This is a genomic window from Oliverpabstia intestinalis (assembly GCF_009696065.1).
Taxonomy (GTDB): domain Bacteria; phylum Bacillota; class Clostridia; order Lachnospirales; family Lachnospiraceae; genus Oliverpabstia; species Oliverpabstia intestinalis.
Genome location: NZ_VUMS01000002.1, coordinates 126,056 through 149,440, shown reverse-complemented (window position 1 = coordinate 149,440; position 23,385 = coordinate 126,056). Strand labels below are relative to the sequence as shown.

The following is a 23,385-nucleotide window of genomic DNA, read 5'->3' as shown; positions in this document are numbered from 1 at the left end:
CACAGATGCGGTGGGACATATCAGGAAGCGGGGAATGCAATATGAGTAACAAAACATATGATCGATTAAAATGGCTCGCCATGTATTTTCTGCCGGCTCTGGGAACGTTGTATTTTGCACTGGCTGGAATCTGGGGACTTCCCTATGGAGAACAGCTGGTGGGAACCATCACGGCAATCGATACGTTTCTCGGTGTGATTCTTGGAATCAGCAAATCAAAATATAACAAATGCAGTCACTAACAACTTCATACCAGAGCGTGTCTGAAAACACGGGAACTCTTGCAGGCGGACAGAGCTGGCAGGAGTTCTTTTTATGCTGCGATGTATCTGAAAAAGCTGGCAGTCACTGGTTTTTCAGTCAAATCAACGATCTTCATATTCCTTTTCGTGCAGGTGTGTAGTAAAATATAAGAACGATTGTCGATGCAAACTGGTATATTTGCGACTACAGGAAAAGAACAGCAAGGAGTATAAAGAATGATACAGGCAGTAATTTTTGATATGGATGGAACACTGATTGACACAGAAAAATATTACCGGATCTGCTGGCCACAGGCACTGGCGCATTTTGGTTATACGATGAGTGATGAGCAGGCACTTTCCATGCGTTCGCTGGGACAGCCATATGCGCCGGAGCATCTGAAAGAAATGTTTCAGGATCCCGATCTGGACTATCCGGCGATTCGTGTATATCGGAAACAGCTGATGGAAGAATATCTGGAACGGGATGGAATCCAGATCAAACCGGGAGCTGTAGAACTTCTTGAATATCTGAAAGAAAAGAAGATCCAGCGTGCGATCGCTACGGCAACTGATACGGAACGCGCGGCACGATATCTGAAACAGATCGGACTGTACGAGTACTTTGACCGGATCATCTGTGCAAATATGGTCAAGTGTGGAAAACCGTCACCGGATATTTATATCTATGCCTGCCAACAGCTGGGACTGGATCCGTCTGCATGCATGGCGGTAGAGGATTCACCGAACGGAGTGACCAGTGCGTACCGTGCAGGCTGTCAGGTTGTCATGGTACCGGATCAGACAAAACCGGACGCGGAACTTAAGAACATGTTAACCGCATGTGTGGATTCGCTGGATCAGATGAAAGCACTGTTTCAATAAAGGCAATAACACACTAATGTAAATGTAATACAGAAAATACGAGAGATCTGCAGGGGATGGGCACTGTCGTATGTGAAAAATATAAAAATATGGAGAAGAGCTATGGCAGAAAAAATGGAAAAGGATGCAGCAGAACTTCCCGGTATCAGCAGAGAAGCAGAAGAACACCAGCTGGCATATGTGATCGGGGTTGCCCAGGAACATCTGGTACAGGCGCGTAAAGCCATCCGGGAGGCAAATGAAGATCTTGCCGATCTGATGGAAGTTTACGATGCAAAAGATAAAGAAGGTCTGACACTCTGGAACAATGCTACGGCGCGTCTGAAAGAATATAAGCAGAATATGGTGCGCCTGGAAAAAGCCAGAAAGAAACCGTATTTTGGCAGAATTGATTTTCTTGCAGAAGAAAAACAACAAAAAGAAGCGTATTATATCGGTCGTGTTGGAATCTCCGGGGATGATGCGCAGCCGTTAGTATTGGACTGGCGTGCACCGATTGCTTCTGTTTATTATGAAAGCGGTCTTGGTCCCTGTTCGTATACCGTTCTTTCCGAGGGGACGCATACGATCGATCTGGAAAGAAAACGGACGTATGAGATTGAAAATGATCGGTTGAAAGACTACTTTGACTCGGATGTGGTAGCCAATGATGAACTTCTGACCAAATACCTTGCCAAAAGCAAAAAAAACGTACTTGGAGAGATCATTGCAACCATTCAGAAAGAACAGAATCTGCTGATCCGTCGCTCCCCCAGGACTAATCTGATTGTTCAGGGTGTGGCGGGTTCCGGAAAGACCACAGTGGCGATGCACCGGATTTCCTATATTCTTTATAATTACAAAGAGGATTTCCGCCCGGAAGATTTTTATGTTATCGGGAGCAATAAAATTTTGCTGAATTATATCACCGGTGTTCTGCCGGAGCTGGATGTATACGGGATTCGTCAGATGACGATGGAAGAGCTGTTTATCCGCCTTCTGTATGAGGAATGGAATGGAAAAATATACAGAGTTCATCCGGTATCTCAGGAGGCTTGGCAGGAACAGAAAGGAAGTACTGCCTGGTTCGAAAAACTGGAAGCGTACTGTCAGGCATACGAAAATCAGGAGATTCCACAGGAGGCGATCGTGATGGAAAAAACGGGTGTGCGTCTGATGCGTCCTGCGATGATCCGGGAGTATCTGCGTGACAATCCGCTCCTTTCGATGGAAAGCAAGATCCTGATGCTGAATAAAATGCTGTATGCCCGCTATGAAAATGTGATCACGGGAAAAGTGATCTCTTTCACAGAAAAAGAGCGGAAAAAACTGGACAAAAAATACAGCACTTACTTTGGCAACGGAAAATGGAATGGTTCCGTGCGAACTTTTTATCAGGATTTTCTCCGTGCACAGCAGCAAGAGGGAATTCCTATCGAAATACCAGATACATCGTTTGATGTGTACGACCTTGCGGCGATGGCATATATCTATAAACGGATCAAGGAAACCGATCCGGTGAGGGAAGCAAGCCATGTGGTCATCGATGAAGCACAGGACTTTGGTATGATGGTATATCGCTGCCTGCACTACTGTATGCGGGGATGCACCTATACTGTTATGGGAGATACTTCTCAGAATATCCATTTTGGACAGGGGTTAAATGACTGGGAAGAACTTCGCAGACTGATCCTGCGGGGAACATACGATGCATTCGGACTGCTTCGGAAAAGCTATCGAAACACGGTGGAAATCTCAGAATTTGCCACAGAGATCCTTCGGCATGGAGATTTCCCGATCTATCCGGTGGAACCGATCATTCGCCACGGAAAGCAGGTGAAGGTGCAAGCCAGTGCAGATACAGTTGCTATGAAAGATGCAGCAGCAAACCAGATTCAGGAATGGCAAAAAAACGGATACGAAACGATCGCTGTAATCTGCCGCGATGAGACGGAAGCCAAAGAGGTGTCGGATCTGTTACAGGATACTCCGAATCTGATGAGTTACACACCGGAACGCAGTCAGTTCGGAGAGGGAATCATGATTCTCCCGGTGGTGTATACCAAGGGGCTGGAATTTGACGCGGTACTTCTGTGGAATCCGACAAAAGAACAATATCCACAGGATAACGGGCATATCAAACTGTTGTATGTTGCCGCTACCCGTGCGCTCCATGAACTGACCGTACTGTATCAGGATTCTCTTACGGACATTATAGGAACCGAAGTGCCGAAAGAAAAACATATGCAGGAATTTCAGACCGAAAGTCTGCAAAAAGCGAAAGAATACGCAAAACCGGTACACACACAGAAAGAGATCGAACAGCAGCGGAGAGAAGAGGGTGACAGGGAACGGCAGGCAAGAGGCTATCTGGGTCCTCGAAAGATCCAGTTGAAAAAGGAACAGGAAATTGCCGGAACAGAGACACCGGTGCTAATTCCAAAACCGTTTGAAGTACATCAGGCACTGATTCCAAAAAACAGAAATCAGTTAAAAAAATCAACGGATAAAAAATTAAAATCTTCCGCCATCGACGGACTGGTGAATCCATCCCCGTATACATATGGAACCTTCCCACCGGAGAGTCATCTTCAGGTCAAAGGACATTCCAGAGGGAATTTTTCTGTAAAATGGGTGAAAAAGACAAAGCAGTATCTGGAGATCGCCAGTGCAGCCGGACTTCTTCGGCTGACACCGATCACACTGTCGACGATCCGTATCAGCTTTGTAAAAGGTGTTACCGGCACGATCCAGGATACGAACTGGAAAGCACAGGCAGATACCGCAGTAATATGGGGCGCAAAAGAGTCCCGTTCTGAAGTACAGCTTCTGACTGATCGTATCCTGATTCGGGTGGAAAAAGCCAATGGCGCTGTGCAGTTTTTAAGCAGAGACGGTAAAAAACTGCTTGCGGAAAATCCTTCGGAACCTCGATTGCTTCTGGATAGTCAGACCTGGAACTTTTTCGTCTGGGATAAAAATGAGCGCCTGAAATCCAAAGGTGTTCTTGCAGATGATTTTATGGATCTGAGTACGAAAGCGCGGTATATCTCTTTTGGACAGAAAAAACTTCGGATGCCACTGGTACTGTCCAATAAGGGATATGCCATCGGTGTTGCGGCGGGAAGTACCGTATTATTCTGTAACGTGAGAACCTATGGACAATATATTTATACCCAGGGAACCGGTCAAATCGATTATTATTTCATTTACGATGAAAATCAGGAGAGAAACATCGAGCAATACCGCAATCTCCCGGTGTAGTTTCTTTCCCAGCCGTTTTGAATTCATGTACGGAAAACTAATTCTCTGAAACTGTCAGATTTATCTTTTATCAGATCAGAGTCTATAGTATAATAACCATAAATGGCCATATTTCTCAAAACATAATTGAGAAATCTACATAATAACTGATTTTTATAAAAGATGAAGTACAATGGAGGTTATGAACATGAAAATCTATGTAGATGTGAATGCTGCACGTAACGGAAACGGAACCGAACAAACTCCTTTTCGAAAAATCAATGATGCTGCAAAGATCGCACAACCGGGTGATGAGGTTTTAGTGTTCCCGGGAACTTACCGTGAATATGTAGATCCAATCTATGCCGGACGTGAAGATGCCCGGATCACCTATCGCAGTGTAAAGCCACTGGGTGCTGTGATTACCGGTGCGGAGGAGATTAAAACCTGGACACCGTATCAGGACAACACCTGGGTATGTCGTGTGGCAAATAGTGTGTTCGGTTCTTATAACCCATATACGACTGCAGTATATGGTGACTGGTATTTTGCAAAGGCAGACAAACATACCGGCTGCGTATATCTGAACGGTCGCGCCATGTATGAGGCAGTAACTTTGGATGAGTGTCTTCGCGGAGAAGTGTATCCATGCAGCTGGGTTCCGGAAGATTCTGTCTACAAATGGTATGCCGAACAGGATTCCAAAACGGATGAAACAATCATTTACGCTAATTTCCAGGGAAAAGATCCGAACGCGGAAAATGTGGAAATCAATGTGCGTCGTGAATGCTTCTTCCCTTCCAAAACAGGAGTAAGTTATATTACTGTCAGCGGCTTTACCATCTGCAAGGCCGCAACCACCTGGGCACCGCCGGCAGCATTTCAGGACGGTATGATCGGTCCACACTGGAGCAAGGGATGGATCATCGAGGACTGCGATATCTCCAACAGCAAATGCGCAGGTATTTCCGTAGGTAAATATCTGGATCCGGATAACGATCATTATTTTACATATAAGTATGTTAAGAGTCCGACACAGATGGAACGTGATGCCGTATGCCGCGGACAGTATCATGGCTGGCTGAAAGAAAAGGTAGGAAGTCATATTATCCGCAGAAATAATATTCATCACTGTGAACAGGGCGGTATCATCGGTCGTATGGGCGGTGTGTTCAGTGTGATCGAAGACAACCATATTCATCACATCAACAACATGATGGAACAGGGCGGTGCAGAGATTGCAGGTATCAAGATGCATGCAGCGATTGATGTTCTGTATCAGCGTAATCATATTCATCACTGTACCATGGGTATCTGGTGTGACTGGGAAGCACAGGGAACACGAATCACGCAGAATCTGCTTCATGACAACCAGCGTCCGTCCTTTGCAAAGAATCTGAAGGGCGGTATGATGTCTCAGGATCTGTTTGTGGAAGTGGGACATGGACCGACACTGATCGACAACAATATTCTTCTGTCTGATGCTGCCCTTCGTTTCGCAACACAGGGTGTAGCAATGGTACATAACCTGATCTGTGGTTCTCTGACCTGTGTTGGTGAAGGAACCGGCTGGAGATATACACCGTATCATATTCCGCACCGTACAGAGGTGATGGGATTCATGACGATTCTTCACGGGGATGACCGTTTCTATAACAATATTTTTGTACAGAAATGGCCGAAAGAAGATGTGATTACCCCTCACGATTCCGATGATGGATATGACACGGAAAATCGTCTGGCTGGTACCTGGACATTCGACGAGTATCCGACATATGAGGAATGGATCTCACAGTTTGACTTTACTAAACCGGTGGATATGGTAAAACTGGAACCGGTACACTTTGGTCATCTGCCGGTATGGAGCGAGGGCAATGTGTATCTCGGAGGAGCAAAAGCATGGAAAAAGGAAAGAAATGGTCTGACCGCAGCAGAGAACAGGGAGGATGTGAAGGTTGAACTGGTGGAAAAAGAAGACGGATATCATCTGGAAACCAATATCTATGAGTTCCTGAAGGGCTTTACCGGAAGAATGATCAACACTGAAGTGCTTGGAAATGCCTTCGAACCGGAACAGCCGTTCGAAAATGCAGATGGAACACCGATCCGGTTTGACGAAGATTATTTCGGAAATCACCGCAGTGTGGCAACTGTGCCCGGACCATTTGCCGAAGCAGAAGATGCTGAAAAAATGCTTTATGTAAAATAGCAAATATTTCTACGATTAAGAACTGTACGGAATCCTGGAAAATATTTTTTCCGGGATTTCTGTACTTTTTTTATTTTGTATCGTATTACTATTGACATTTCATACCGTATAGGTTATCATATGAATATCACATACGGTATTGATAAAAACATGAAAGGAAAGTGAAAAAATGGATTATATCATTATGGAAAACGGAGAAAAAATTCTTTTGGAAACTCAGCAGAAAGTGACGATTCAGCGAACCGTCGACATTTACAAACAGTACCGCAAAGAACTGGGACTGACACAGAGTGAACTTGGAAAACGTGCCGGTATCTCTCAGCCGAACATCACCCGTTTTGAAAGCGGAAATTACAACCCCAGTCTGGAATTCCTGGTAAAGATTGCCGGAGCTATGGGTAAAAAAGTGAAAGTTACTCTGGAAGATTAATCAGGGGGCAGTAGCAATGGTAGAAGATATTTTGAAGAAAGACGGACTGTCTTTTGCCCTGCTGCGAAAGTTGTCCTTTCGAACCAGACTGGAAGAGAACCTGGCTCAGGCAATCAGCTGTCTGGATGAAGCGTTTCTTACAGAAGAACTGAAAAATATCGTCGTCTGGTATGATTCCAGTGATATTTTATCCGGACTTCCGATTGATTACCGCATTAAAAGTCTTCAGGCGATCCTGCGGAAATATCAACGGGCATCCGGGGAAAGCCGGGTAGAGCGGGTATTTAACGATATCCTCGGTTTTCGGACATTATGCGATAATTACGAGGAAATTTTACGTCTGAGAGAAGCAAAGAATATTTCCGTTGCAGACATGTCCAACGGGAAAACACACGATGACGGATACCGTGGTGTGTATATCTATTATCAGTATGGCCACCGACATTACCCGATCGAGATTCAATATAATACCTACTATGACCGTCAGATGAACAACTGGCTGCATAAATATGTATGGAGTAAACATCATCCGGCAAATGTAGGAATCACCCTGCGAAGAGAGTATGAGAGAGGAAGAATCCGAACAGAATGTGAATGTGAGGAGGTACTTCGGGATGTGTTATCTGATTGCGAAAAATAATAAGGGTGGTAGCAGTCTGGCGATCCAAATGATGCATGGAAAAGAACTGGCAAAATTAAAGCAGAAACTTCTCTCGGATCTTCCCGGTGAAGAAATACAGCTGCTTACTGTCAGCCGTCCATCTGCATATACGGAGTATGAACCGTTTTGCTTTATGGATACGCCGGATCATTTTGCACAGGAAGTGAAAAACAGTTTTTCCTGATATATATACCCACAAAGGTATTGTGTGAAAAAGCTTCTGTTTTTGAAGCGATTTCGTGTTATAATGCATTTATGCGTGAAATCATTTCAAAAATATTTTTAAGAAATCTATGAATTACAAATGGTGTGTTTCAGGCGCAGTGCACACCGGACAGGAGAAAGAAATATGGAATATATAGCAAGAGAAGATGCACTGGCATTATTAAAAAGATACAATCAGGATCCGTTTCATCTGCAGCATGCATTTACCGTGGAAGCTGTAATGAAATGGTATGCTAACGAACTTGGATATGCTGAAGACGCAGAATACTGGGGTATCGTAGGACTTCTGCATGATATTGATTTTGAACAGTATCCGGAAGAGCACTGCCTGAAAGCACCGGAACTTTTAAGAGAGGGAGGCGTTGGTGAAGATATCATCCACAGTGTAGTTTCCCATGGATATGGTATCACGATCGGATGTGGTGCTACTCTTGATGTAGCACCGGAACATGAGATGGAAAAAGTACTGTTTGCAGCCGATGAACTGACCGGACTGATCTGGGCGGCAGCGCTGATGCGTCCTTCCAAAAGTACAAAAGACATGGAACTGAAATCCTTAAAGAAAAAATATAAAAGCAAAGGATTCGCTGCAGGATGCTCCAGAGAAGTCATCCAGCGCGGAGCCGATCAGCTCGGCTGGGAACTGGAAAAACTGCTGACGATGACAATGGAAGCAATGAAATCAACCGAAGATACGATTAATGCGGAGTGTGAATCTCTGTAAAACAAATCGAGATACTTAATCCGAAAGTGAATCGGCTATTTGACAACTGGTTTACTTTCGGATATTTTTATACTTCCTGTGACCGCGGTTTTCTTAAGAATTCGTGAATTCTTGTGGGTTATACTTGCGAAAAACAGCGTATACTGATATAGTACAAAAAACAACAGTTCCAAAGAGGAGAGCAGACAATATGAAAAAAGGAAAAATCAAAGCGCTTCTAGTGCTGCTGGTGATCGTTCTTGCGGGGATTTATTATTATGCAACAATCCCGGCGATCAACATTCATTCTACGGGAATCTGGATTTTTATCCTGTTTGTACTCGTATTGATTCTGGCAGCTTATGCAGCTAAAAAGAAGTTTACCAGCATCCGTGAGGTGAAAAGCAGCAAGTTTCTGAAAATCGGAGGCATCGTAATGATGGCTGTACTGCTTGTATTTGCAGCAGGAAGCATCTTATCTTCCCCCATCGTAAACGCAAAACAGTATCGAAATCTGCTGACCATCGAGGAACGCGACTTTTCGGAAGATATCCAGCCGGTGAATTTCAGTCAGATTCCGTTGCTTGACAAAGACAGTGCGATGATTCTTGGAAACCGAAAAATGGGAAGTATGGTAGATATGGTTTCTCAGTTTGAGGTCAGCGATCTGTATTCGCAGATCAATTATCAGGAAAAACCGGTTCGCGTGACTCCACTGGTCTACGCAAGCCCGATCAAATGGCTGACCAACCAGTCACAGGGAATCCCGGCGTATATTATGATCGATATGACGACACAGGATACCTCGCTGGTAAAACTGGACAAACCAATCCGTTATTCCGAGGCAGAATATCTGAACCGGAATATTTATCGCCATCTGCGTTTTCATTATCCAACCTACATCTTCGATCAGTTAAGTTTCGAGATTGACGATAATGGCACTCCTTACTGGGTCTGCCCAGTGCGGAAGTATACAATTGGACTTTTTGGTGGTGCAACAATCGGCAGAGTTGTCCTGTGTAATGCCCAGACAGGAGAGTGCCAGGATTACACGTTAAAAGACTGTCCGGAATGGGTAGACCGTGCCAATCCGGCAGATCTTCTGATTCAACAGTATAATTACTATGGAACACTGGTGAACGGTTATATCAACAGCATCTTCGGACAGAAAGGCTGTCTGAAATCTACAGACGGATATAATTACATGGCGATGGAAGACGATGTATGGGTATACACCGGTGTAACTTCTGTCAGCGGAGATCAGTCCAACGTAGGATTTGTTCTGATCAATCAACGTACCAGAGAGACACGATATTATAAGGTAAACGGAGCAGAAGAGTATTCGGCGATGGGATCCGCGGAAGGGCAGGTTCAGAACCTTGGGTACAAGGCAACTTTCCCGATCCTTCTGAATATTTCCAATGAACCAACATACTTTATGGCATTGAAAGACGGTGCCGGACTGGTAAAAAAATACGCGATGGTAAATATCCAGAAATACCAGAATGTTGCCATCGGAGATACCGTATCCGCCTGCCAGGACGCTTATGTGAAACTCCTGAATACCAGTGGAATTACTGCCGGAAATGAGAGCGATTTCAAAACTGTCACCGGAACGATCCAGCGGATCGCGCAGAGCGTTATCGACGGCAATTCCCATTTCTACCTGGTATTAAATGGACATTCCGAGATCTTCGATGTCCCGGTTCAGGATTATCTGCAGGTCGTAACATTGCAGGAGGGAGACACGGTTACCGTAGAATACCTGGAAGGAACTCCGGTTTGTACGGTATTGAACCTGGAGTAGAAAATTTTCACTTGGCAGCAAAAGAGTTTCATGATATAATAAGAAAAATCAACTGATAAACAAAATACAGATGAGATATGTAAGTCCAAGGGCGGACATCCGAGAGGGTGTCTGCCTTTTTTCGATATACAGGAAAGTATCTTCCTGCATATCAAGATCGCGAAGCCTATGTTATCTTATTGCCGGCATAATATTCCGCTATATGCCATAAACTGATATATCCTGTACAGGAATCAGAGCACCTGGAAAACATACAGAATCCTTTTAAACGCTCAGCAACTATGAAGATACGAAATATTTATGAGATTTACATATCTACACCACAGAAGGGAGAACAAACATATGGAAAAGTTCAGTCAACTGGTAACCTGGGTGGACGGAAAAGTCTGGGGCTGGGGGATGATTCTGTTACTTCTCGGAACTCATCTTTTCATGACCGTCCGAACCGGGTTTATCCAGAGAAAAACAATCACAAAAGGAATCAAGCTTTCTGTATCCAAAGAACCGGATGCAGACGGTGAAGTCAGTCAGTTCGGAGCACTTGCCACTGCGCTGGCATCTACGATCGGAACCGGAAATATTATCGGTGTGGGAACTGCCGTTGCCTTAGGTGGTCCTGGTGCCGTTTTATGGTGCTGGCTTACCGGTGTGTTCGGTATCGCGACGAAATACAGTGAATCACTGATGGCAGTAAAATATCGTGTCAAAACCGAAGATGGACGAATGCAGGGTGGTGCCATGTACGCACTGGAACGCGGTTTGCATATGCGGTGGCTGGGGCTGATCTTTGCTGTATTTGCCGGGTTTGCTTCGTTCGGTATCGGATGTGCCACACAGGTTAACGCCATCGCTACTGTCTGCAATGAGAATCTACACATCAATAAAGCAGTTGTCGGAATCATCATTGGCGTTCTGACAGCAGTTGTCATCTTTGGTGGAATCAAAAGCATCGCAAGGGTCTGTGAACGACTGGTTCCGTTTATGGCACTTTTCTATGTGCTTGGCTGTATCGTGATTCTTGGAATTAATTATGACTATATCATACCTGCAATCACAACTATCTGTCGCCTGGCATTCCAACCGGGGGCAGCAGCCGGCGGTCTGGTAGGAAGCGGTATCATGATGGCGATGCGTTACGGAGTTGCCCGTGGACTGTTTTCCAATGAATCCGGTATGGGTTCTGCACCGATTGCCGCAGCGGCAGCACAGACTCGAAACCCTGTACGCCAGGCACTGGTATCCTCCACCGGAACTTTCTGGGATACTGTAGTCGTATGTCTGATGACCGGTCTGGTACTGGTTTCTACGATTATGAAAAACCCGGCTATCAATGCCAATGAGATCACCGATGGCGGTGTACTGACCTCCCTTGCCTTCGATCAGATTCCGATCATCGGACCTTTGATCCTTGTCGTTGGAATCGTTTCCTTCGCATTCTCTACGATCCTTGGATGGGCATATTATGGGGAACGTTGTGTGGAATACTTTGCAGGGAAAAAGGGACTGATTCCTTATCGTGTGTTATATATCGCCGTAGCTGTGATCGCCCCGGTAGTAGCCCTTGATGTAGTATGGGACATCGCCGATATCCTGAACGCCCTGATGGCAATCCCGAACCTGATCGCCGTACTGCTCCTTTCCCCGGTTATTGTGAAAGAAACGAAAAAATACCTGGATGACCTGGACGCGAAAGATGATACGGAGATTCCGGTGATTAAAAAATAGCAAAAGATGATGATGAGTAAATAAGCGAGCATATACCGATTATTTTGTCGTGGTGTATGCTCACTTTTTTGCTTGTATGATAGAGGTTGTCGCTTAACTGTAAAATAATAATATTAGTCTGTAAAACAGTGCCGGGGTATCAACTTGTTATTTGGCCTGTTAGATGGTAAAATCAAAGTACATTGGGGCAGAGTATCTTCCGTTCCAGTAGTATAGCTTCGGAAAGGAGCATGAAAAAATGGCAATAGTGTTGAAGCTTCCTGTTGGAATCGAAGATTTTAGGGAAATTCGCCGACAGGGTTTTTACTACGTTGATAAGACAAGACTGATTGAACAGCTACTTGATAGCTGGGGAAAGGTTAATCTTTTTACACGACCGCGCCGTTTCGGGAAGACATTAAATATGAGTATGCTCCGCTACTTTTTTGAAATAGGTGCAGATAAGACATTGTTTGATGGTCTTTATATTTCACAGAATAAGCAATTCTGCGAAGAATATATGGGCAAGTTCCCGGTTGTGTTTCTTACATTAAAAGGTGTGGACGGAACCACATTTGAAGAAGCCAGACTCAATCTTGCAGAATTGATTGCAGCAGAAGCCAGACGGTTTAAATTCTTACTGGAAAGTAATAAACTGGATGATGACAATAAAGAAATGTATCGCGAATTGATTTCTTTAAACAAGAGCCAAAACCCGGTGATTTGCCAAATGCGGAGTATATGGAAATTTATGACAGGATGTACGAACGATATAAAAAGTTTGCGGAATTAGTTCACAGAACTGCCTGAGAGCCATATACTTGATATGTTAGAAGATATCTACAAATAAAGTCCAATGAATTCCCATTGATGAAACATCTCAAAAGAGCTATACTATAATAGAACACGCTGCTAAAACTTCCTTAAGTGAAGGCAACAATAGTTTTTTATAATTTTTTATAATGGAGAACAAAATGAAAACTACAAATCAACAACCGGCAACTGTACGAACATCCCCAAGATGGAAGCAGCCACTGATATCGACAGGCTGCGTACTTTTCGCATCGTTACTGATGTCTGTCAACATCAAATCTTTCGTCCGGGCGGGAAATCTGATTCCGGGAGGATTTACCGGTTTATCACTTTTGTTACAGCGTACGGCGGAAACATTTTTCGGAATTTCATTGCCATATTCGGTGATCAATATTGCATTGAATGCGATACCGGCGATCATCGGTTTTCGGATGATCGGGAAAAAGTTTACCTCATATACGGTACTGATGATCGTACTGAACTCTTTTCTGGTCGATCTGATCCCGGTAACGCCGATTACATATGATCCGCTTCTGGTGTCTGTATTTGGCGGGATTTTGAACGGAACAGCAATCTCGATTGCTTTGTTCGGAAAATCTTCCAGCGGTGGAACGGATTTTATTGCGGTTTATCTTTCCTCCAGATTGCATAAACCGTCCTGGAATTTTGTTTTTGGTATCAATGTGGTGATACTTACGACCGCAGGTTTTCTGTTTGGATTTGAAGCTGCGATGTATTCCATCATTTTCCAGTTCGTTTCCACACAGACGATCAACACACTTCACAGAAGAGATCAAAAAGCAACCATGTTCATTGTCACCCGTCACGGAGCAATGCTGGAGCAGAAGATTATGGAATGTACCAGGCATGGAATCACACATCTTGCCGTTCAGGGCTGCTATCTGAAAGAGGACAAAGACATGCTGTACACAGTACTTGGAGAAGATGAAGTGAAAGAAGTGACTGCACTGGTTCACAGCCTGGATCCGGAAGCATTTATCAACATTATCAAATCCGAGGGAATCGCGGGAAGATTCTATGAGGAACCGTTAGAATAAAAGAATAACAAGAACTTTGAATAGTTACAGAACAGTTATCAAAAATGCTCCTGGGATTCCAGGAGCATTTTTAAAAGAAATTATTTACTCAGTCGAATTACATTCCAGCTGTGTTTCCCAAAGACGGTCTGTAATTTGCCATTTTCCAGTTTGGTAGCAGAAGAGAGTGTCGGAGCTACTGTGTTCGGAGCGGCTTCTGTATTAACCGCTTTCAGATCATCGTTGGTCAGAACGATATGTTCAGCTACTTTGTAACCTTCAAACTGTCTCAGGTCACAGCTGACTTCCATATCTTCTTCCAGGCTCTTATTCACAGCAAAGATTGTCAGAGTATCTTCTTCCTCATTCCAGATGCATACAGAATCCAGATACGGAGCTTCTCCGTAAGTTTTGCTTTCATATACCGGGGTGTGTACCTGGGTGTTCAGAACAGTACCTCTTCCGTATACACTTGCGTGGAAATACGGATAGAAAATAGTCTGTCTCCATGCACCGGTGTCAGAGGTCATGATCGGTGCGATAACATTGACCAACTGTGCCATGCAGGCAATTTTTACACGGTCTGCATGGCGAAGAAGTGTGATCAGCATACTTCCGACTAACAGGGCATCTTCAAAATTGTAGATATCTTCCAGCTGATGGGGTGCCTGGATCCATTTTTCCAGTTTTTCATCTGCTTCATTGCTGTGATACCAGACATTCCACTCATCGAAGGACAGGTTAATATTCTTTTTGCCGTGTTTCTTTGCTTTGACAGCATCGCAGATACTTACGACACCTGAGATAAAATCATCCATTCCTTTGGAACTTGCCAGAAAATCAGGGGTATCGCCATCACGGTTTCCATAGTACTGATGCAGGGACATATAATCAACCTCATCATAAGCCTCATCCAGAACGGTGTATTCCCAGGAACCGAAGGTTGGCATATCCAGATTGGAGCTTCCGCAGGCTACGGTCTCGATCGTAGGATCCATGAATTTCATCAGACGGGAAGTCTCAGCTGCGATTCTTCCGTATTCTGTAGCCGTTTTATGGCCCATCTGCCACGGACCATCCATTTCATTTCCCAGACACCATACTTTGATATCGTGCGGATCTTTGTAACCGTGTTCTTTTCGCAGATCACTGTAGTAAGTACCGCCTTTGAAGTTACAGTATTCCAGAAGATTCTTGGCATCTTCCGGTCCGCGGGTTCCCAGATTGACAGCCATCATGATATCACTTCCTGCTTTTTTTGACCAGTCGGCGAATTCATTTAATCCGAACTGATTGGTTTCGATCACACCCCAGGCAAGCTCTGGTCTGGATGGCCGTTTGTCTTTTGGTCCTACGCTGTCTTCCCAGCGGAAACCGGATACAAAGTTACCGCCCGGATAACGAACGATCGGAACCTGCAGTTCTTTGACCAGATCCAGGGTATCTTTCCGAAATCCCTGTGCATCGGAGTTCGGGTTGCCTTCCTGATAGATTCCTTCGTACACGGCTCTTCCCAGATGTTCAATAAAAGAACCGAAGATCCTTTTGTCTACCGCGCCGGTGAGGAAATATTTGTCTACAATAATTTCAGCTTTTTTCATTGTAAAAACCTCCTGTGGTTATATAATGTGCTCTCGACATGTACTGTCTGTACTGTCTATGATTGTAACAGAACATTGGAAGAATACCAGAGGTTTTTGTCCGAAGTAATTGACTTTTTTTCCGGTGTCAGGTATGCTTTTTGTAGAAAATACGAGAGGGTGATGAAGTAATGATTTCAGATATTTCCATACAGTTTTGCGAATACAACCGCTCCAACCCAGATACTGACCGGATCTACCGTCCACAGGGGAGCGGCGATTATTTGTTTTTATTGCTGAAAACTCCGATGAAAGTTTATCAGGAGAATGGTATACTGATTACCGGAGAAAATGCCTGCATCCTGTACACACCAGGACAGATGCAGCACTATCAGGCAGTACAGAAGTTCCGGAACAGTTATCTTCATTTTGTTGCACAGGAGAATCCGGCAGAATATTTTCAGCTTCCGCAAAACCAGATATTTTATCCGCAAAATCCGGAAGAAATAGAAGAAATCATCCGCAAGCTGCAGCAGGAATACATCACCCGCGGTTCTCATACGGAAGCAATGCAGAGTGCACTGATCTGCCAGCTTCTGGTCACGGCAGCCCGTGGACTTGAAAAAGGGCAGCGACATAACCCGGAAGAAGAAGGGTTGTACCGGGATTTTCAGGCACTTCGCATGGAGATGCTCCGCCATTATGAAAAACACTGGACAACCGAACAACTCTGCAATCAGATAAACCTGGAAAAAAGTCAGTTCTACGCTTATTACCGGCAGTTTTTTCACAGTACCCCACACAACGACCTGCTACAGGTCCGTCTTGACAAGGCCAAAAATCTACTGACAAATGAAGCGCTGCCGATCCAACAAGTGGCTCTTTCCTGCGGATTTCGAAACATGTCTCATTTCAGCCGATATTTTAAACAGCAGTGCGGTTGTTCGCCAAAAGACTGGATCTCCAGCGTTTCTCCTCAATGAAAAATCACTGTTTACCGATAACAATAATCGAAAGACCAGTGGATCATTTTATAAGGCAAAGTCACACAAACCGCACAATATATGGTACAATGTAAAAAAGGAATTCTGTATATCATTCTATTTGCTATAATCAGAAGAAAGGAGACTACGCTTATGAAAAGAAAATGGCTTTTTGCTTCACTGCTCCTCACAGCAGCATTGACCATGACATCCTGTTCTTTTAAACTTCCGGTCGAATTACCCTTCAAGATTCCATTCATTACTGCAGATAGAAACACCAAACAAAACGACGAGGGTCCGTCTGACCCGGAAAAAACCACTGATCCGATAATAACGGACGAACCTGAAGTTCCTGAAAATATCGACACCACGGAAAACACTCAATCAGATAATGATCATGGATCTCATACACCTGATGAGGCAGATCCTTCTCCGTCACAACCAGATGAAGACCCTGTTGATGCGCCGTCCGGTCAGGAGAATTCTGTGGACATACCGGTTCTCATGGGAGGTGCTCTTCCTTATACCGGTATGATTTCTATACTAAATGAAAATTATGAAGACGGGACTCACCGATATGACGATATGTTAGAAGACGGGATGTCTTGCATCGTTGACTATTGCTATGTCAACCCGGAAGATCTTCCAGACACTCCGGAGGCATACGCAACCCTTGCAGCAGAAAAACTGACCGACGGTGGCATATATAACATTCTTTCCGTTTACCAGGACGATGGTTATACTGAGAGTCTTTCCTATCCGGTGTATATTGTTTCCTTTACCAGCGGAAACAACGAGGATACCAATTTCTGGCTGGCATTTATGGTCATACGGGATGGATATACGTACCTGTATGCTCCCAGCGTATCCTGCAATGCGGATTATACCGCGGAAGAGCTCGGACAAGATCTTTTCCCACGTCTGTTTTTTTCCGATTCGATAGACAACTGATGCTATGAAAAAGCACCTGACTGTTATATGTTACTGTTATGTACCGTGGCAATATTTTTCTTTGAGAGCAGATGGCTTTTTCCACACAAATATGTTACACTTAACCCTGTAGTAATATTAACTGGGAGGTAGAAAAACTATGACTGAGCAGGAGAGAATGAAACAGGGGTATGTATGGCAGGATGATGATGAAAATATGAGTCTGCAGGCTCACACAAAAGCACTGGTAAGAGAATTCAACAGTATGCCACCGGAAGATATGGAAGGAAGAGAAGCACTTCTTCACGATATTTTCGGAAAAGTAGGAAAAAATGTATGGATCACTCCACCGCTTACAGCAGCTGTTGGAAAATATGTATCCATCGGAGACGGCACCTATTCTAATATGAATCTGACACTGATCGATGACTGGAAGATCACCATCGGAAAAAATGTGTTGATCGGACCGAATGTAACCTTGTGTACCACCGGACATCCCATTGATCCGGAACACCGGGGGGACGGAATGTATTCATTCCCAATCACCATTGGTGATAATGTATGGCTGGGAGCCAATGTTGTCGTTCTTCCGGATGTAACTATCGGAGAAAATTCCGTGATCGGTGCCGGTTCTATCGTAACAAAAGACATTCCGGCAAACTGTATTGCTTTTGGAAGTCCATGCAAGGTATATCGTGAAATCAATGAGCACGATAAAGAATACTATTTTAAAAACCATCGTTTTGATGAGCAGCCCTAACGAGATAAAATATGCTTCGCGAATTTATACGATTGGTATAAATTCTTTGCATCGCGAGGTGTGTTACCGGGAATGGAGTGAACAGTAACACTTTGGCTTGCCGCCCGTGTAAATAACAGGAAAGCCTTGACAAACACTGTCTTTGCAGTTAAAATATTTTATGTTTTATAAAGTATACGACCTGGAAGGGGAAGAGTAAAAGCGGTATCGTTCTTTCAGAGAGCTGTCGGTTGGTGCGAGTCAGCAGAAGAAAGCTTTGAACTGGCCCCGGAGTCCTTTTTCCGAAACATTTTCATAATTTGTAGAAGATGCAAGTAAGAAAAAGCGGGAGTTCCCGTTACAGAATCCATAAGTGCATGAGGCTTATGCTTCATGAAGTAGAGTGGTACCACGGAAATAAAGTCCTTTCGTCTCTAGTTGAAAAACAGAAACAAAAGGACTTTTTATATTTCAAGCAATACCTAGGAGGAAGAAACCATGACAGTACCTTATAATCATAGGGCAGTAGAAAAGAAATGGCATGATATCTGGGAAGAACACCCGGTGAATGTGGATGATGGCAAAAAGCCAAAATATTATTGTCTGGACATGTTCCCATATCCGTCAGGAAATGGTCTTCATGTCGGACACTGGAGAGGATATGTAATTTCTGATGTATGGAGCCGTTACAAATTATTGAACGGTTACTATATCATTCACCCGATGGGATGGGATGCTTTCGGTCTGCCGGCTGAAAACTATGCGATCAAAATGGGTGTACATCCTGCAAAATCAACCGCAGACAACGTAGCAAATATCAAACGTCAGATCAACGAGATCGCAGCTCTGTATGACTGGGATCGCGAAGTAAACACCACAGATCCTGAGTTCTACAAATGGACCCAGTGGATCTTTGTAAAGATGTTTAAAGAAGGTCTGGCTTACGAAAAAGAATTCCCGATCAACTGGTGTCCATCCTGTAAGACAGGTCTGGCAAATGAAGAAGTTGTCAACGGAAAATGTGAACGTTGTGGTTCTGAAGTAACTAAGAAAAACCTGCGTCAGTGGATGCTGCGTATCACAAAATATGCAGACCGTCTGTTGAATGATCTGGACAAACTGGACTGGCCGGAAAAAGTTAAAAAGATGCAGAGTGACTGGATCGGTAAATCCTATGGTGCAGAAGTTGAATTCCCGGTTGAAGGAAGAGACGAGAAGATCACTGTATACACCACCCGCCCGGATACCCTTCACGGTGCAACCTTCATGGTACTGGCTCCTGAGCATGCCATGGCAAAAGAACTGGCCACCGATGAAACAAGAGAAGCTGTGGAGCAATATATCTACGATGCATCCATGAAGTCTAACGTGGATCGTCTGCAGGACAAAGAAAAGACTGGTGTATTTACCGGATCTTATGCAATCAACCCGTTAAATGGTGCCAAAGTACCGATCTGGCTGTCTGACTATGTATTGGCTGATTACGGTACCGGAGCAATCATGTGTGTACCTGCCCATGATGACCGTGACTTTGAATTTGCAACCAAGTTCAATATTCCAATCATTCAGGTAATCGCAAAAGATGGAAAAGAAATCGAAAATATGACAGAAGCATATACCGAGGCTTCTGGAACTATGATCAACTCCGGTGACTGGAACGGTATGGAATCTTCTGTACTGAAGAAAGAAGCTCCGATGATGATCGAAAAGATGGGTATCGGACGTAAAACCGTAAACTTCAAACTGCGTGACTGGGTATTCTCCCGTCAGCGTTACTGGGGCGAGCCGATTCCGATCGTTCACTGCCCGAAATGTGGAAACGTTCCGGTACCGGAAGAAGAACTTCCGCTTCGTTTACCGGATGTAGAATCCTACGAACCGACAGGAACGGGTGAATCTCCACTGGCTGCTATTGACGAATGGGTTAACTGCAAGTGCCCGGCCTGCGGAGGACCTGCAAAACGTGAGACCAACACTATGCCACAGTGGGCAGGTTCTTCCTGGTATTTCCTGCGTTATGTAGATAACAAAAATGACAAAGAGCTGGTATCCAAAGAAAAAGCTGACAAATATCTGCCGGTAGATATGTACATCGGTGGTGTGGAACATGCGGTACTGCATCTGCTGTATTCCCGTTTCTATACCAAGTTCCTGTATGATATCGGAGCTATTGACTTTGATGAACCATTCCACAAACTGTTCAACCAGGGTATGATCACCGGTAAGAACGGTATCAAGATGAGTAAATCGAAAGGAAACGTTGTTTCTCCTGATGATCTGGTAAGAGATTACGGATGTGACTCTCTGCGTATCTATGAGCTGTTCGTAGGACCGCCGGAACTGGATGCAGAGTGGGATGACAGAGGAATCGACGGTGTATACCGTTTCCTGAATCGTTTCTGGAAACTGGTACAGGACAGCGCAGAAGCAAATGTTTCAGAAACTAAAGAGATGGTAAAACTGCGTCACTGCCTGATTCACGATATCACAGAACGTCTGGAAAGCTTCAGCCTGAATACCGTTGTTTCCAAATTCATGGAATATAACAACAAGATGATTGACATGGTTAAGAAGACCGGTGGTATTGACAAAGAAACACTGTCTACCTATGTAATTCTGCTTTCTCCGTTCGCTCCGCACATTGCCGAAGAACTGTGGCAGGTTCTGGGTCATGACACATCCGTATTTGCAGCAAAATGGCCGGAACATGATGAAGACGCTATGAAAGATGACGAAGTAGAGGTACCGGTACAGATCAACGGAAAAACCCGTGCAGTCATCAGTATCCCGGTTGACATTTCCAAAGAAGATGCAATCGCAAAAGGAAAAGAAGCCGTTGCTGACAAACTGACAGGTACAATCGTAAAAGAGATCTATGTACCGAAGAAAATCATCAACATTGTTCAGAAATAATTAAAAACAGTAAAAGACAAGGAGGTCTGCATCGTATTTGGCAGGCCTCTTTTGCATATCACGGGATAAAGGAGGATGTTTTATGAATACGATTGAACTACTGGATGCACTGCAGCTGAAAGCCAAGAAAGACCCGGAACTTCGAAAAGCACTCTTTGCAACCCGCAGTGAGAAGAATCCTGTCGATGCTTTCTGTAAAAAATGTCAGGAAGAAGGTTATCCAATCTATACGATGGATCTGATTCAGGCAGGGGAAGAGTTTTATGCTTCCATGCGTCGCAGTACCAACGGTGGGGGAGAAAATTCGCCAAAACTGGAAGGCGAAGACGATTTTTATGAATTATTTTTCGCCACTCTGGAAAATTGAGAACATGATATGATATCTGGCGTGTTTTGTCATTGGAAAATGACATGCAATTTTTCTGATAATATAGTAGAATTTGTCGTTTTCACCGAAATTATTTGTTGACATTCGTTTAAGTTTCACAAAGCAGTTGCTGTTTTTGTGAAAACATGTTACAATCTATATAACTTTTTAAGTGACAAAAATAAAGATAATAGGAGTGGTAAATAATGTATCAGGAAGAATACAAACGCTGGTTGGCAGCAGATCTTGAGGATGCCGATCTGAACCCGGAACTGTCCAGGATCGAAGGAAACGATGATGAGATCAAAGAACGTTTCGCGGTCGCATTAAAATTCGGAACTGCTGGTCTTCGTGGGGTCCTGGGAGCAGGTACCAATCGTATGAATATTTATGTGGTCCGTCAGGCAACACAGGGACTGGCCAACTGGGTAAAAACACAGGGCGGCACACAAACTGTAGCCATCAGCTACGACAGCCGTCTGAAAAGTGATGTATTTGCAAAGACTGCTGCAAGTGTACTGGCAGCCAACGGAATCAAAGTCAGAATCTATGATGCTCTGATGCCGGTTCCGGCCCTTTCTTTCGCAACCAGATATTACAACTGTAATGCAGGTATCATGGTAACTGCTTCTCATAACCCTGCAAAGTACAATGGTTATAAAGCATACGGTCCGGACGGATGCCAGATGACAGATGATGCTGCAGCAATCGTTTACAATGAGATTCAGAAAACTGATGTTCTGACCGGTGCAAAATATATGTCTTTTGCAGCAGGTGTAGAAGAAGGACTGATCCGTTTCGTAGGAGATGACTGCAAACGTGCCCTGTATGATGCTATCGAGTCCAGACAGGTTCGTCCGGGTCTGTGTAAAACTGCAGGACTGAAACTGGTATACAGTCCGTTAAACGGTTCCGGTCTGGTTCCTGTCACACAGGTACTGAAAGACATCGGAATTACTGATATCACCATTGTCCCGGAACAGGAATATCCAAACGGTTACTTTACAACTTGCAGTTATCCGAACCCGGAAATCTTTGCGGCTCTTGAACTGGGACTGAATCTTGCAAAAGAATCCGGTGCTGACCTGATGCTTGCAACAGACCCGGATGCTGACCGTGTAGGTATCGCTATGAAATGTCCCGATGGTTCTTATGAACTGGTCAGCGGAAATGAAGTGGGTGTTCTGCTCCTGGATTATATCTGTGCAGGACGTATTGAAAAAGACACGATGCCACAGAATCCGGTAGCAGTAAAATCTATTGTATCCACACCGCTGGCAGATGCCGTTGCAAAACATTACGGTGTGGAATTGAGAAGTGTCCTGACCGGTTTCAAATGGATCGGTGATCAGATTGCTCAGCTGGAAGCAGCAGGTGAAGTTGATCGTTTCATCTTCGGATTCGAAGAAAGTTATGGCTATCTGGCTGGTCCTTATGTACGTGACAAAGACGCAGTCATCACTTCCATGTTGATCTGTGAGATGGCTGCTTACTACAGAAGCACCGGAAGTTCTCTGAAAGCGAGACTGGAAGAGATTTACAAAGAATATGGTCGTTACCTGAACAAAGTAGACAGCTTTGAATTCCCGGGACTGAGTGGTATGGATACTATGGCAGGTATCATGGAAGGACTCAGAAAGAATCCTCTGACCGAAATCGCAGGCAATAAAGTTGCCAGCGTAACAGACTATGAAAAACCGGAAGAAACCGGTCTTCCGGCAGCCAACGTTCTGATCTACAAACTGGAGAACAACGAAACCGTTATCGTTCGTCCATCCGGTACAGAACCAAAGATCAAGATCTATTACACCACGCTGGGTAAAGATCTGGCAGAAGCAGAAGCAGAGAAAGAAAAACTGGCTGAAGCTTTAAAACCGATCATGGCATAAGGCAACGAAAAAATACGCTGTACAAATGGGCAATACAGAGAAATCT

At 44.3% G+C, this 23,385-nt stretch carries 18 protein-coding genes, 1 pseudogene and 1 other annotated feature; of the genes and pseudogenes, 18 read left to right on the top strand and 1 reads right to left on the bottom strand.

Annotated elements, in window-relative coordinates:
• The first annotated feature begins 41 nt into the window (after nucleotides 1-41).
• The 12 genes and pseudogenes from FYJ57_RS01580 to FYJ57_RS01525 all read left to right on the top strand — a co-directional run bounded on the left by FYJ57_RS01580 (nucleotide 42) and on the right by FYJ57_RS01525 (nucleotide 13,959).
• Nucleotides 42-242 (top strand): phage holin, encoded by a 201-nt coding sequence (locus FYJ57_RS01580; RefSeq protein ID WP_022172406.1) that lies wholly within the window; start codon nucleotides 42-44, stop codon nucleotides 240-242.
• A gap of 237 nt (nucleotides 243-479) precedes the next feature.
• Nucleotides 480-1,127, top strand: coding sequence for an HAD family hydrolase (locus tag FYJ57_RS01575; RefSeq protein ID WP_154431272.1), 648 nt, complete (start codon nucleotides 480-482; stop codon nucleotides 1,125-1,127).
• 102 nt (nucleotides 1,128-1,229) lie between these two features.
• Nucleotides 1,230-4,370, top strand: a complete 3,141-nt coding sequence (locus FYJ57_RS01570; protein ID WP_154431271.1) for a 3'-5' exonuclease — start codon at nucleotides 1,230-1,232, stop codon at nucleotides 4,368-4,370.
• Nucleotides 4,371-4,557: 187 nt separating this feature from the next.
• The gene (locus FYJ57_RS01565) at nucleotides 4,558-6,558 is read left to right on the top strand and encodes a right-handed parallel beta-helix repeat-containing protein (protein ID WP_154431270.1); all 2,001 of its coding nucleotides are present in this window, start codon (nucleotides 4,558-4,560) and stop codon (nucleotides 6,556-6,558) included.
• A 169-nt stretch (nucleotides 6,559-6,727) separates the two neighbouring features.
• The gene (locus tag FYJ57_RS01560; protein ID WP_022172410.1) at nucleotides 6,728-6,988 is read left to right on the top strand and encodes a helix-turn-helix domain-containing protein; all 261 of its coding nucleotides are present in this window, start codon (nucleotides 6,728-6,730) and stop codon (nucleotides 6,986-6,988) included.
• Nucleotides 6,989-7,004: 16 nt separating this feature from the next.
• On the top strand, nucleotides 7,005-7,628 hold the full coding sequence (locus tag FYJ57_RS01555) for a nucleotidyltransferase family protein (RefSeq protein WP_154431269.1): 624 nt from the start codon (nucleotides 7,005-7,007) through the stop codon (nucleotides 7,626-7,628).
• A complete protein-coding gene (locus FYJ57_RS01550) occupies nucleotides 7,603-7,833 on the top strand; it encodes a DUF6718 family protein (RefSeq protein WP_154431268.1) in 231 nt (76 codons plus the stop codon). The genes FYJ57_RS01555 and FYJ57_RS01550 overlap by 26 nt, the downstream gene beginning before the upstream one ends.
• Nucleotides 7,834-7,998: 165 nt before the next feature.
• Nucleotides 7,999-8,598, top strand: a complete 600-nt coding sequence (locus tag FYJ57_RS01545) for a hydrolase (RefSeq protein WP_154431267.1) — start codon at nucleotides 7,999-8,001, stop codon at nucleotides 8,596-8,598.
• 190 nt (nucleotides 8,599-8,788) lie between these two features.
• Nucleotides 8,789-10,384, top strand: coding sequence for a CvpA family protein (locus tag FYJ57_RS01540; protein WP_154431266.1), 1,596 nt, complete (start codon nucleotides 8,789-8,791; stop codon nucleotides 10,382-10,384).
• Between the two features lie 342 nt (nucleotides 10,385-10,726).
• Entirely contained in the window at nucleotides 10,727-12,109 is a 1,383-nt protein-coding gene (locus tag FYJ57_RS01535) for an alanine/glycine:cation symporter family protein (RefSeq protein WP_154431265.1), read from the top strand.
• Nucleotides 12,110-12,347: 238 nt separating this feature from the next.
• Nucleotides 12,348-12,788, top strand: a pseudogene (locus FYJ57_RS01530) (AAA family ATPase); the annotation flags it as partial.
• Between the two features lie 274 nt (nucleotides 12,789-13,062).
• On the top strand, nucleotides 13,063-13,959 hold the full coding sequence (locus FYJ57_RS01525) for a YitT family protein (protein WP_154431263.1): 897 nt from the start codon (nucleotides 13,063-13,065) through the stop codon (nucleotides 13,957-13,959).
• Between the two features lie 80 nt (nucleotides 13,960-14,039).
• On the opposite strand, the gene arfA is transcribed toward FYJ57_RS01525, so the two are convergent.
• Nucleotides 14,040-15,539: an arabinosylfuranosidase ArfA gene (arfA, locus tag FYJ57_RS01520; protein WP_154431262.1), complete on the bottom strand. Its 1,500-nt coding sequence runs from the start codon at nucleotides 15,537-15,539 to the stop codon at nucleotides 14,040-14,042.
• Nucleotides 15,540-15,709: 170 nt separating this feature from the next.
• Between arfA and FYJ57_RS01515 the strand changes: the two genes are divergently transcribed.
• The 6 genes from FYJ57_RS01515 (at nucleotide 15,710) to FYJ57_RS01490 (ending at nucleotide 23,339) form a co-directional block, all read left to right on the top strand.
• Entirely contained in the window at nucleotides 15,710-16,501 is a 792-nt protein-coding gene (locus tag FYJ57_RS01515; RefSeq protein WP_154431261.1) for a helix-turn-helix transcriptional regulator, read from the top strand.
• Nucleotides 16,502-16,654: 153 nt separating this feature from the next.
• Nucleotides 16,655-17,452, top strand: coding sequence for a hypothetical protein (locus tag FYJ57_RS01510; RefSeq protein ID WP_154431260.1), 798 nt, complete (start codon nucleotides 16,655-16,657; stop codon nucleotides 17,450-17,452).
• Between the two features lie 139 nt (nucleotides 17,453-17,591).
• Nucleotides 17,592-18,191 carry a sugar O-acetyltransferase gene (locus tag FYJ57_RS01505; protein WP_106492964.1) on the top strand — a complete coding sequence of 200 codons (600 nt, stop codon included), beginning with the start codon at nucleotides 17,592-17,594 and terminating at the stop codon, nucleotides 18,189-18,191.
• Nucleotides 18,192-18,364: 173 nt separating this feature from the next.
• Nucleotides 18,365-18,609, top strand: a binding site (T-box leader).
• 59 nt (nucleotides 18,610-18,668) lie between these two features.
• Complete coding sequence (gene leuS / locus FYJ57_RS01500; RefSeq protein WP_154431259.1) at nucleotides 18,669-21,083, top strand: leucine--tRNA ligase; 2,415 nt, start codon at nucleotides 18,669-18,671, stop codon at nucleotides 21,081-21,083.
• An 82-nt stretch (nucleotides 21,084-21,165) separates the two neighbouring features.
• Nucleotides 21,166-21,450, top strand: coding sequence for a hypothetical protein (locus FYJ57_RS01495; RefSeq protein WP_022172422.1), 285 nt, complete (start codon nucleotides 21,166-21,168; stop codon nucleotides 21,448-21,450).
• A gap of 206 nt (nucleotides 21,451-21,656) precedes the next feature.
• Entirely contained in the window at nucleotides 21,657-23,339 is a 1,683-nt protein-coding gene (locus tag FYJ57_RS01490) for a phospho-sugar mutase (protein ID WP_154431258.1), read from the top strand.
• The last annotated feature ends 46 nt before the right edge of the window (nucleotides 23,340-23,385 follow it).